The sequence below is a fragment of the Pseudomonas sp. A2 genome, from assembly GCF_023100865.1.
In the GTDB taxonomy this organism is placed as follows: domain Bacteria; phylum Pseudomonadota; class Gammaproteobacteria; order Pseudomonadales; family Pseudomonadaceae; genus Aquipseudomonas; species Aquipseudomonas asiatica.
Genome location: NZ_CP039127.1, coordinates 1,713,590 through 1,725,692, shown reverse-complemented (window position 1 = coordinate 1,725,692; position 12,103 = coordinate 1,713,590). Strand labels below are relative to the sequence as shown.

The window sequence follows — 12,103 nt, the reverse complement described above, 5'->3', positions numbered from 1 at the left end:
TTTATGGCTGCGAGGTGTCTACGGAACCCTGGGCGATTCATGCTGACGAAGCAAACAACCATCACAACAAGCAGCGCGACGAAAAATTTGACCATGAATTCATCGACAGCCGATGCGATGTTCACAGACTGATCGGTAACCTTCACAAGAGCCATACCCAACGGCATGTTCTCGTTGATCTTGGCCGTCTCGGCGTCGAGTGCCTTGCCTAGATCCAGTCCATTCCACCCTTCGCGCATCACGACGTCGAGCAGAAGGGCCTCTTCACCGTTGTTACGAATCAGGAAAGTCGCCGGGTCTTCATAGCCGCGTTCTACCGTTGCAATATCTGATAGCTTGAGCGTACGCCCCTGCACCACAATCGGCGTATTTCGGATCTTCTCCAGCTTGTCGAATGCACCGTCCAGACGCAGGAAAACCTGCGGCCCCTTCGTCTCAATCGATCCAGCAGACGTAAGGACGTTCTGGTTGTTCAGGGCGGAGAAGATGTCTTGCGGAGATACCCCGAGCGTTGCGAGGCGATCGTGAGAGAAGGACACAAAGATCCGTTCAGCCTGCTCACCGATGATGTTGACCTTCTTCACTCCCGGCACATGCAATAGGCGCTGGCGCAACGCCTCTGCATCTCGCACCAGCAACCGCTGCGGCTCACCTTTGGCTTTGAGCGCAAAGAGCGCGAAAGTGACATCCGAAAATTCGTCGTTCACCATCGGCCCGATTACACCCGCTGGCAATTTTCGCGATTCATCATCGAGCTTCTTGCGCGCCTGGTAGAACTCTTCCTGGACTTCCGATGGCGGCGTTCTATCGGCCAGCGACACTACGGTAAAAGCCATACCCGGCCGGGTATAGGTTTCCGTTCGGTCATACCACTTCAGTTCCTGCATGCGCTTTTCGAGCGGCTCAGCCACCTGATCCTGCATTTCCTGCGCTGTAGCACCAGGCCAAGCAGTAATGACCGTCATTTGCTTGACTGTGAACGGCGGATCCTCCGCACGACCCAGCCCGAAGAACGCCAGGATGCCGGCTGCGCCGATGAGGAAGATCAGGAATAGGGTGATAGAGCGCTCGCGCACAGCGAGCGCCGAGAAGTTGAAACGCCCCTCGCTCATGGACGACTCCCGGCCGCACTGACGTCACTCTGCGAGGCCAGTCGAACCTGCTCACCGTCCTGCAGCAAGTGCGCTCCCAACGCCACAATCTGCTCGCCAACCTTGAGATCACCGGACACGCGTGCGGAATCATCGGCGAGACTCAGAACTTCAACCGGACGCCAAGTCACTTTCGTGGGTGTGCCCGCAATGACCCAAACGCCTGTTCCTTTTCCTGGGTCGTAGACAGCAGCGATTGGCACCTGCAGCACCTGTTTGTTCGCCGCTCCCTCCGCGATCTGTAGGGCAACGGTTGCACCGAGCGGCGCGCTAGCCAACGCACCATCAAGAACATACCGCGCCTCAAAGGTACGCGTCAGAGGATCGGCAGAGTTCGAAAGCTGCCTCAACTTGGCGGGTACAGCGCTTGTGCCACTGCCATAAAGCGTCGCCTGTGCTGTCGATCCTGAGGCCGGCCGCAGCGTCTCAGGCAGATGAACGACAACCTCTCGCTGGCCTGCCCGCGCCAGCCGAACAACCGGCTGCCCGGGACTGACGACCTGCCCGGGCTCAGCCAGCGTATCCATCACCACTCCGTCAGCATCTGCCAACAGAACGGCATAGCCGGAGGCATTGCGGGCAACATCGCCTTGCGCTATCGCAGCGCTTAGCTGAGCCTTGGCCGAGTCGGCAGCCGCCTTGATCTGGTCATAGGCAGAAGCTGAAACAGCGCCTGCGGCGACCAAATCGCGATAGCGCGCCTCGTCGTCCGTGGTCTGCTTGGCTCGTGCCCGAGCCGCCGTCACTGCCTCTTGCTGCGCGCGCGCCTGCAACTCAAGGTCGATCGGGTCAAGGCGCATTAATGGCTGACCGCGCTTAACGGCCTGACCAGTATCGACCAGGCGCTCAAGCACTTTTCCCGAGACTCGAAAGCCTAAGTCGCTCTGAACGCGAGCGGCGACGGTGCCAGTGAAGGAACGGGTGGACCCTGAAGAACTGGAGACCGGCGCTGATCTCACCAGCGGAGAGTGAGTGCGGGGATCATCGGCCGTGGAGGACTTGCCACACGCCGTCAGGACGAGAGGCAGCAAGCAAACGGCAATGGAGGCAGGTCGTAGCCGAAGCATGGGTTCCCTTACTTGGATTAACAGAACAGGAACCACATCTTCCGACTAGTGACCAATATTGTCAATAGTCACGCACAGTCTATGGCGACAGACTCCTCAAGATGAGCGCTGATAGCTGGACGGCCGACACTGGCGCCATTTCAAGGTTGTACTGGAGTTGCACAGGATTGACGTAAGGCCGCATCACTAGATAGATGGCATTTGCCGCCTCATCCAGCGGAGTTTTACGCTCAAACTCGCCGGACTCGCGCCCCTCCAAAAGGATGTTCTGGATCACCTGGCGCATGTGCGCTTCGAGCTCGTATACCGCAGGCCACTGATCCCGCGCAGCAACAGCAGCGATGTCGTAGAGCTTGCGATCACGAAAGAACAGATCGCTACCCGTTTCGATCAACGCCACAAAAAGCCGCCTTAGCCGCTCTGAGGCCGTAGGAGAGTCGGCAATCACCGAGTCGACGACCTGCATGATGGTAGCGAGCCGATTCGAGCAGATCACCTCTCCGATCGCCTGCTTGGAATCGAAAAATTTATAGATGTACGCCTTGGAGAAGCCAATGGCCTTGGCCAAATCAGACACGGTGGTTTTCTCGTAACCATAGTGACCGAAATGCTCTGTCGCAGCGTCCACGATCTGATCGCGGACGCTGTGCTCCGAAGGCCCACGCGAGTGGGATGTATTGCTGTTTTCAGTCATTTTTCTAGCTTAGCTCCATGAGCCCGGATTGACAACTAGTGACCTTTCTGTAATATAGTCACCTTGACACTTGAATCTAGGACTCTTCATGTTCTCCCCACGCTCTCTTGCCCTAGTTATGAGCGCCAGCCTCATGACAGGTTGTGCGGTTGGTCCGGACTACCACCGCCCAGACGCTCCGCTCTCGGCGGGATACGTGGCTCAGCCGGCAGTTGAGCGGCGCGCTGCGGCGACACCCGCCGACCTTGCCGTTTGGTGGGAAAGCTTTGGAGATCCCATGCTGAGTCATTTCGTCGCCCGGGCGCTTGCGCAGAACCTTGATCTTGCACAAGCGTCGGCCAGAGTCAGCCAGGCGCGCGCCGGACTCGGCGCCGCCACAGCCGCATTATTGCCTTCAGCCAGTATCAATGGCCAGGCTGGACGTGCTTATCAATCCATTGAAACCCCGCTCGGGCAGGTGCTCAACACTACCCCGGACTTTGACCGATACGGGAACTCGTACGAGGCCAACCTAGGCGCAAGCTGGGAACTGGACATATTCGGGGGACTGCGCCGCGGTCGCCAAGCCGCTCTCGCCGAGTACCAGGCCTCGGAGGCCGGAGCAGCCGCTACGCGACTGGCGGTCGCCGCACAAACCGCCGACATCTACGTCACCATCCGCGGACTGCAGACCCGGCTGGACATTGCGAACCGACAGGTCAAGACTCAACAGGATCTCCTGGAAAAAGTCCAGCTCTTGCACAGCAAAGGATTGGCTGCGGAGTATCAGGTTCGACAGACCGACGGTTCGCTCGCACAAGTCCAGGCGACTATCCCCGTACTCCAGACCGGCCTGGATGCCGCAATGAACGCCCTGGATGTGATGCTGGGCACACCTCCGGGTACTCATCGCACAGAACTGGCAGCTATTGGTGAAATTCCGAGGGCTCCGCAGATCAGCTCCGCTGGAACGCCCGCTGATCTGCTACGCCGCAGACCGGACCTCATCGTGGCCGAACGCCGCCTTGCTGCGTCCAACGCGCGCATCGGTGTTGCGATCTCCGAGTATTACCCAAAGTTCTCCCTCAACGCCCTGCTGGGTAGTGCAACATCTATTTCTAGCGGCAACCTGCTCTCCAATGGCGCCAGCCAGTCGTCAGCCGTGCTGGGCTTGCGCTGGAGGCTCTTTGACTTCGGTCGTATTAACGCACAGATTGATCAAGCCAAAGGCCAGGAAGCTGAAGCCTTGGCGGCTTACCGCCAATCAGTATTACGTGCGACCGAAGATGTTGAGAATGCATTCTCGTCCCTCGTCAACCGAGAAATTCAGACGGCCACACTTGCTCGCGGCGAAGCTTCTCTGACCCAAGCACGCCAATCTTCGTTCATCGCTTACCAGAAGGGCACAGCCAGTCTGATCGATGTCCTCCAGGCTGACGGCACTCTTCTACAGACTTCTGACGCCAGGGCGCAGGCGCAGACGGAGTCTGCTCAGGCAGTGATCGCGGCCTTTAAATCACTCGGCGGTGGTTGGCAGGCACCTGGCTCCGAGTCTGTGGCGATTCAATGAGGAAAGGCCGGGAAAGTACAGCCACTTCCATTGCGCCCGATGAATCGACTCCATATTGGAGTACCGACCATGCTGAGCCTCCTGCAAGCCATGCTCCAAGCACATTGCGCTGCATTGCCTTCGGGGTTGACACAGCGTCGACATATCCGTCGCGCCATGGCGTACGACAGGTGCGGCCAGGGGCGCAGGAACGCCCGGCTGAATTTTCTACGCCAGTCTCCGGAACATAAGGAAATGGACCTTCGCCACCTGCGCTACTTTATCGCCGTTGCCGAAGAACTCAATTTCTCTCGGGCTGCCTATCGTTTGCATATCGAACAATCGCCCTTGTCGCGAGCAATCCAGGAATTAGAGCTCGAATTAGGGGTGCAACTCTTCGAACGAAATCGCAGAGGGACACGCCTGCTGCCTGCAGGTACAGCTTTATTGCAAGATGCCCGAAGGCTTTTCGCCAATCTCGAAGTTGCACGTGAAAACGTCAGAGCGGTCGCAAGCGGGCATAGCAGCACACTCCGTATCGCTATTTCAGATGGAGCAATCGACCTATGGCTGCCCACGCTTCTCGCGCGATGCCGCGAGGAAGAACCCGAGGTGGGTATCCTGCTGACTGAGATGCCGCTGTCCGAGCTATTGCATAGCTTGCGAGTGGGTGATTGTGATGTAGGTCTCGCGCGTTCCGACGAGGTCGGCGACGACATCGTTCCTGAACTACTCGGGAAGGATGCGTTAATGGTGGCCGTCCCATCTCGACATCCAGTGTTGATTCACAAAAAGATCCCGTTGACCGAGGTTGGTCGTTATCCCCTCATAGCATGCCATCCGAAGATCTTCGAGGGTAAGACGAGACAGATTGATCGTTTATTAAGGACGCTGGACAAAGATCCCGTGATCGCTCAGCGCGTTAGCTCTCTGGATCTCTTTCTGACACTGGTGGCCGCAGGATATGGGCTAGGACTCGTACCGGCCGCTCAGGGCGTAATGTGTCGTCATCCCGACGTTGTGCTTCGACCTCTAGACTGGCCTGATGCGACCCTCGCTACATACTTACTGCGTCGGGATTCACCTATATCAGAACCCTTAGATCGCTTCATTGCTCGCGCACGCGATTTGGCGTCTAGAAGTTGCGGCGAAGAACTCTGATCTCCGAGGTTGAATATTTATAGTTCAACAATTAACCAGCCAAAGGAAGCAGCGTGCACTTACAAGCGAATTCAAGAATGGGCGGTTTCAGAGGCTGAGTGCAACACCACGTTACTGAGTTAAGGCGGAGTTCTCGTGATGTTTAGCCATCATCTGCGTCATCATTTCGATCGGGCATTGGTAATCAAAACGTTGGCGCGGACGGATGTTCAACTGGTACGCAATAGCGTCCAACTGCTCCTGGCTATGGGCCGATAAGTCTGTTCCTTTGGGTAAGTACTGCCGGATCAAGCCGTTGATGTTTTCGTTGCTGCCCCGCTGCCAAGGGCTGTGCGGGTCACAGAAGTAGACAGCTACGCCGGTGCGCTGGGTGATTTCGGCATGGCGCGCCATCTCACGGCCTTGGTCGTAGGTAAGCGTCTTACGTGCTGCCAGCGGCATTCGGTTCAGTGCAGCACTGAAGCCTTCTACGGCCGAGGTGGCGGTGGCGTCATGCATTTTCACCAGCATCAGGTAGCCCGTGCTGCGCTCCACCAGGGTGCCCACTGCAGAGGCGTTGCCTTTGCCTTTAATCAGATCGCCTTCCCAGTGCCCCGGCGTCAAACGGTCTTCCACCTCTGGCGGGCGAACATGAATGCTGACCAAGTCGGGAATTTGGCCGCGCCGGTCAACCCCACCCGAGCGCGGGCGGCGACTGGTTTTGCCTTGCCGCAGGCAGATGATCAGCTCTTTACGAAGCTCGCCCACCGGCAAGGCGTAGATAGCGTTGTAAATCGTTTCGCGACAGACGTAGGCGTCTTCAAGCTTCGGGAATTCCATGCGTTTGAGTTTGCCGGCAATTTGCTGAGGAGAAAAGCATTGTCGCAACAGGTAGACCACAAGGTCGAACAGTTCGCTACCTGGCTCAAGCTTGCGCGCGGGCCGACAGCTTTTGCGGCGTTGGCGCATCTGCTGATGGGCTTGGCTGGCAGAATAGCGCTCGGTGTTGCCACCATTACGGCGAAGTTCGCGGCTGATGGTCGAAGGACTGCGATCAAGCATCTTGGCGATGGCTCGTTGGCTCAGCCCCTGAAGCTGGCCAAGCTGGAGGGTGATGCGTTCTTCAATACTGAGTTCGTGATAAGACATAGGCACACCGTACCGGATTGGTCAGGTGTTGCACTCAGTTTTTGCCGCCGCCATGATTGGAGAGCTACCACATGACATCAGAAAGTAAATCTTGGGTACTTGTGACCGGGGCATCAAGTGGGTTCGGAGCTGAGTTCGCCAAACAATATGCGGCACAGGGTCGGTCGCTCGTTCTGGTAGCACGCACCCTGAGTAAACTCGAATCACTCGCTGAAGAGTTGCGCGAAACCGCGAAGGTTGACGTGATCGTAGAGCAAGTAGATCTATCCTCGATTTACGAGGTCACAGACCTCCATCAGCGTCTTCGTGAGCGTAGCATTGTGGTCGATGTGTTGATCAACAATGCAGGCCATGGATTAAATGGCTCCTTCCTGGATCAGCCTTTGGACTATTCATTAGCAATGATCGATCTTGATATTGCTAGCCTAACAGCGATGACGTACCTCTTCGGAAGAGACATGCGGTCCAGGAAAACAGGAAGCATTTTGATGGTTGCTAGCCTACTTTCCTATCAGGGCGTCAAAAACTTTGCCGTCTACTCCGCTGCCAAAGCCTACGTGCTGAGAATTTCAGAAGCGCTTCATCGCGAACTAAAGAGCGACGGGGTGATCGTAACGGCGCTTTGCCCGGGCATGTCGGACACTGGGTTTGCTGAGCGCGCGAAGCAAACACTTACCCCGGCACTAAAGATGATCATGATGGATCCCCAGCCCGTTGTTCGTGCCGGGATCCGAGCATTACAAGCAGGCCGCATGAGTGTGGTTCCGGGATTTAGCAACAAGGCTATCACGGCTTTGACCTGGGCTACTCCGCGCTGGCTGCACCAGTCCATCATGTCTGCAGTAATGGGGAGATAACCTGCAAAGATCGAATACGACTTAGCTGGAGGCGCATGCAAGCTAAGCCCAACCAGATCTACCGATGCAAACTGAAGTTCGACCTCGGGACATCCCCTCATCCGTCCTTGACCACGTTGTCGCTGCTGCGTCTTTTGTGCCGGGGCATGGTTGGTCCCCTCGCGCGTTCCGGCAATCCGGCGGGCTCGGACACTACTCTGCCGAACTCGCGCCGCGCACCGTTTAGAAATGTTCACAAGTACAGAGGTGACAGACGCGCGAGCGACGCGGCGTGCACAGGTTTGGCCCGCGTGCGCGAACGCGCGCACCGTGACGAGAAAGCACGAGGAAGGGACCTGAGTTTCCGCCGCCCGCGCGGCCGTTGGCTAAGCTAACCGTCCGCTGTGCCGGGCGATCCTTTCCTTCTGGGCAATCCTCTTCCGATGACGGCTTCCGATAGTGCTACGCGTCTTGACAGCGATGGCCATGGCTACAGCTATGACTTGCAGGACATGGCCGCGTTCTTGCGCGACTACGACCGCTTGAGGCGCTTCTGGAATGCGTGCTACCCGCATCACATGCACGATTTCAGCTACGAGGCGCTGCTGGGCGTTGTTGTTGGCCGCCGGACAGTTGGTGCGGATAGCGATGCGCGTAGTCGGGCAGCTTGATCAGCGCCAGCAGTTCCGTCACCCGCGCGGCGATGCGGTCGCGGCTTTCGCCACGTATGCGCAGGCCGTAGCCGACGTTTTCGGCCACCGTCATGTTGGGAAATAGCGAATACGACTGGAACACGATGCCGAAACCACGTTTACGCGCCGGCAATGCGGACAAGTCGCGGCCGCCCGGCGCTCCCACGAAGCCGTTCGGAGCGTGCGCACGGCGAGCGCGAACCAAGTGCGCGAGCCCATGCGGCGCAATACGGCGCGCTGCGCGCTCTATGGCGATCTGCTTGATCCGTTGCGCAAAGCGTTGGCACAGCCGAGCTGGACGAGCGGTTAGCTCATGGTCGAGCGACCGTAACCGCAGAGCGTGCCGCGTCGCCGATGGAGCACTTTGCGCCAAGATCGGGCGCCGGTCCCGTCCGCGATATACCGCGTTTCCGCCCTTGGCAGCGCCGTTTGTTTCGGTATCACACCCCTGTGAACAACGTGCAGTTTGACGCGTGAACATTCCCTTCCTGAAAAGTTATTTCCACTGCGTTGCGACGGTTGCTATGTTCCGCGGGCGCTCGTGCGCCAGCCTCCCCATGGGGATCACATGATCGAAAGCAGGATCTACAGCAAGCTCTCTTTACTCTCCGCCGCAGTTCTGATGGCACTCGCTGCCTCAGACTCGAACGCCAACAACGCCAATGCGGCCAAGACTCACTATGGACCACAGACCGGCGGCTCTAAAGCAAAAATCGCACAGATTCACCGACACCCACAATCGGAAAAAACCGCAAGCAACTATTCGCAGATGCGCCACTCGGCGGGAGGCCGCATCTCGCTCGCCAACCACGGCATCGCTCACAGCAATCGCGGCACAGGCACCGTACTCTACGATCAGACAGCTTCGCTGACTTCGAACGGAACTCCGGCAATCAACTGCACGACCAACCGCTGCGGTTGCGCGTCCAGCAGCTGCAGTGAACTCACGACTCCCAGCGCGGATGCCGCAGACGATTTCGTCGTCGGTGTCGGCGGCTGGACCGTCACCGGTTTCGGTATCCTGTCGTTCAACTTCTACTCGACGGAAGTCACCGAATCTGCAGACGTCTACGTCTACCCGGATGACGGCGGACTGCCTGGCGCGACGCCGGTCTGTACGTCGCTCGCGTCGACGAACAACCCGAGCATGTACGACTCCCACACGACGCTGGCCGGCCTCACGCTGAACACGCCGTGCGATCTCGACGCCGGCACCTACTGGGTCTCCGTCGCCTTCATCAACGGCGTCGGCGACACAAACTGGCCGTTCTACTGGCTGCAGACCACGACCGCGACCGGGGCCGAAGGCGCCTGGCGCAATCCCGGCGGCTTCTACCCCACGGATACGGCCTGCCCCGATTGGACCTCGCTCGGAACCTGCGTCACCGCCTTTGCCGGCCGTGATTTCGGATTCCAGGTTCTCGGCACCACGGGCGGCGGCGGTTCGGACCTCGAACTCTCTCTGACGCTCGCGCTCGACAACGGCGATCCTGCGCAGTGCGGCACCTCGACGAACCTCAGCGTCGTCGTCGGTGACCAGGTCAACTTCTGCTACACAGTCACCAACCATACCGGTGTCGACCTCAGCTACCAGATGCTCACCGACACGCTCGGCGGCACGCTGTTCTCGCTGACGCGTGAAGACCTGTCCGATGGCGGCAGCATCCAGTTCAACCGCAACGTCACCGCGGGACCGTCCAACAACGGCACCGTGACGACGACCTGGACGTCGCAGGACGGCACGCTGGGCTACGGCTACGACGACACCGGCGCGTCCAACTTCGTCGACATCTCGGCAACGGGCACGCCGCTGAACCTGTCCGACGACGGCCACACCGACGTCACCATGCCGTTCTCGTTCCCGTTCTACGGCACGACATCGAACGTGCTGACGATCGGCAACAACGGCGCGGTCAACGTGGGTTCGCCGGGGTCTAGGATCACGTACTTCAACACCGCGTTGCCGGGCGCAATGGACGACTTGAACGCGCTGCCGTCGCTGATTCCGCTGTGGGACGACTTCTACACGTCCAACCCGGGACAGGTCTACTACGCCACGCTCGGCACCGCGCCGAACCGCCAGTTCGTCATCGAGTACGACGCGCAGTTGCATTACGATGGCGCACCGGACAACACCGACAGCGCGACGTTCGAAGTCATCATCAACGAAGCGACGGGCAACTTCTCGTTCGAATACAACGACGTGGAGTACACCGCGAACGGCGCGTTCAATGGTACCGACCCGGCCGTCTGCGACGGGGGCCTCTGCGCCACCGTCGGCGTCCAGCAGAACGCGTCGATCGCCAACCAGTATTCGTTCATGACCGCTTCGCTGCATGACGGCCAGTCGATCGCATGGTCGCCGAGCGTCATCAACAACCTGTTCACCGCAACGGCGAGCGCAACGCTCGATGTCGGCGCACCGGTCATCTCGGTCAATCCGGGCACGCTCAGCGCGATCGTCGACGCTGGCGGCACCTCAACCGCCTCGCTGACGATCGGCAACACCGGCAACCGCGACCTGAACTGGACCATCGACGAAGTCCCGAGCACCGGCAACGTGCGCGCGCACTTCCCGACCACGCCCTACCACGCACGGGCATTGACTGAGGAACAGCACCAGAAGCTGTCCGGCAAGCGGGCACCGGTTCTGCGCGGCAAGGACGGCAAGCCGCTGTTCACGCACATCGGTCCGCATCCGGCGGGTATCGCCCAGGTTCCGTCCTACGGCGACGGCGGCGGCAACTACGACTCGTTCGATGCGGCGGCTCCCGATCCGTTCACCACCATCGGCCCGATTGGCGGCGACTACTACGGCGGCTCGTTCGCGAACAACGATTTCAGCAAGGAATACCTGATCGGCTACAGCACCGGCGGCTTCGCGTCGATCGACACGACCACCGGCGCGGTTACCGTCATCAATCCGGATCCAGGCACCGGCTTTGGTTGTAGCGCGCTGCGCTGGGATGCGTCGACCAGCACGATGTACGGCCTCTGCACGGATCGCTCCGGCCCGACGACGTACCTGTACACGGTCGATCTCACCACCGGCGCGTTCACGCAGGTCGGCGAGTCGGACGGCGTCTTCCTGGTCAGTGCGGCATTCGACCAGGCGGGCAACATGTACGGCCTCGACATCACGGGCGATCAGTTGCTCGCGATCGACAAGACCAGCGGCGCCTTCCAGGCGATCGGCCCGATCGGGTTCAACGCGAACTACGCGCAGGACATCGACTTCGATCCGTCCACCGGCGTGCTGTGGTACGCGGGCTACGACGGGAACGCCCTGGGCGTCATGTACACGCTGGATACGTCGACCGGCCTCGCCACTGAAGTCGCTCCGTTCCCGAACGGCACCGAAATCTCGGCATTCTCGATCGCCGTTCCGTCCCGTGGCTGCGCCGCTCCGGAAGATGTGCCGTGGTTGTCGGTGGCTCCGGCCAGCGGCACGACCGCAGGTGGTGCCTCGACCGCGACGACCGTCACGTTCAACGCGACCAGCCTGACGCACGGCGTCTACGATGCCCACCTCTGCGTCCACAGCAACGATGCGAGCAATCGCCTCATTGCGGTTCCTGTGGAGCTGACGGTCGGTGGCGGCGATACGATCTTCAAGGACGGCTTCGACGGTTCGGGCGGCGGCACCAATCCGAACGTCGCGTCAGCGGCGTCGTCAATCTGGATCTCACCGACTAGTTCGATGGCCTCTATGTCAACAGGGTGAAGGGCACGGCCTGACCGGAATTCAACTTCAATCCGTACGACAACAACGCTGGCCTGACGTTCTTCTGGCCGGATTGACCCAACCACCGAGCCAATCGCATGAAGGTGCCGTGCACGACGGCA

General features: G+C 59.3%; 8 protein-coding genes and 1 pseudogene. 4 read left to right on the top strand and 5 right to left on the bottom strand.

Annotation, left to right across the window (positions count from 1 at the left end; all coding sequences use genetic code 11):
* Window positions 1-4 precede the first annotated feature (4 nt).
* From E5221_RS08090 to E5221_RS08080, 3 genes and pseudogenes are all read right to left on the bottom strand, one after another.
* Window positions 5-1,112, bottom strand: a pseudogene (locus E5221_RS08090) (efflux RND transporter permease subunit); the annotation flags it as partial.
* On the bottom strand, window positions 1,109-2,218 hold the full coding sequence (locus tag E5221_RS08085; protein ID WP_034021357.1) for an efflux RND transporter periplasmic adaptor subunit: 1,110 nt from the start codon (window positions 2,216-2,218) through the stop codon (window positions 1,109-1,111). The pseudogene E5221_RS08090 and the gene E5221_RS08085, both read right to left, overlap by 4 nt.
* 79 nt (window positions 2,219-2,297) lie before the next feature.
* Window positions 2,298-2,912 carry a TetR/AcrR family transcriptional regulator gene (locus E5221_RS08080; protein ID WP_034021360.1) on the bottom strand — a complete coding sequence of 205 codons (615 nt, stop codon included), beginning with the start codon at window positions 2,910-2,912 and terminating at the stop codon, window positions 2,298-2,300.
* Between the two features lie 88 nt (window positions 2,913-3,000).
* Here E5221_RS08080 and E5221_RS08075 point away from each other — a divergent pair, with 88 nt between their 5' ends.
* Both E5221_RS08075 and E5221_RS08070 read left to right on the top strand, forming a co-directional pair.
* A complete protein-coding gene (locus E5221_RS08075) occupies window positions 3,001-4,461 on the top strand; it encodes an efflux transporter outer membrane subunit (protein ID WP_034021363.1) in 1,461 nt (486 codons plus the stop codon).
* Window positions 4,462-4,695: 234 nt separating this feature from the next.
* Window positions 4,696-5,601 carry a LysR substrate-binding domain-containing protein gene (locus E5221_RS08070; RefSeq protein ID WP_060427634.1) on the top strand — a complete coding sequence of 302 codons (906 nt, stop codon included), beginning with the start codon at window positions 4,696-4,698 and terminating at the stop codon, window positions 5,599-5,601.
* 111 nt (window positions 5,602-5,712) lie between these two features.
* On the opposite strand, the gene E5221_RS08065 is transcribed toward E5221_RS08070, so the two are convergent.
* Window positions 5,713-6,729, bottom strand: a complete 1,017-nt coding sequence (locus E5221_RS08065) for an IS30 family transposase (RefSeq protein WP_110679346.1) — start codon at window positions 6,727-6,729, stop codon at window positions 5,713-5,715.
* 71 nt (window positions 6,730-6,800) lie between these two features.
* Between E5221_RS08065 and E5221_RS08060 the strand changes: the two genes are divergently transcribed.
* Entirely contained in the window at window positions 6,801-7,586 is a 786-nt protein-coding gene (locus E5221_RS08060) for an SDR family oxidoreductase (protein WP_034021365.1), read from the top strand.
* A 567-nt stretch (window positions 7,587-8,153) separates the two neighbouring features.
* Here E5221_RS08060 and E5221_RS08055 read toward each other — a convergent pair.
* Window positions 8,154-8,738 (bottom strand): ATP-binding cassette domain-containing protein, encoded by a 585-nt coding sequence (locus E5221_RS08055; protein WP_198346975.1) that lies wholly within the window; start codon window positions 8,736-8,738, stop codon window positions 8,154-8,156.
* A gap of 87 nt (window positions 8,739-8,825) precedes the next feature.
* Here E5221_RS08055 and E5221_RS08050 point away from each other — a divergent pair, with 87 nt between their 5' ends.
* A complete protein-coding gene (locus E5221_RS08050; RefSeq protein ID WP_060546574.1) occupies window positions 8,826-11,981 on the top strand; it encodes a hypothetical protein in 3,156 nt (1,051 codons plus the stop codon).
* The last annotated feature ends 122 nt before the right edge of the window (window positions 11,982-12,103 follow it).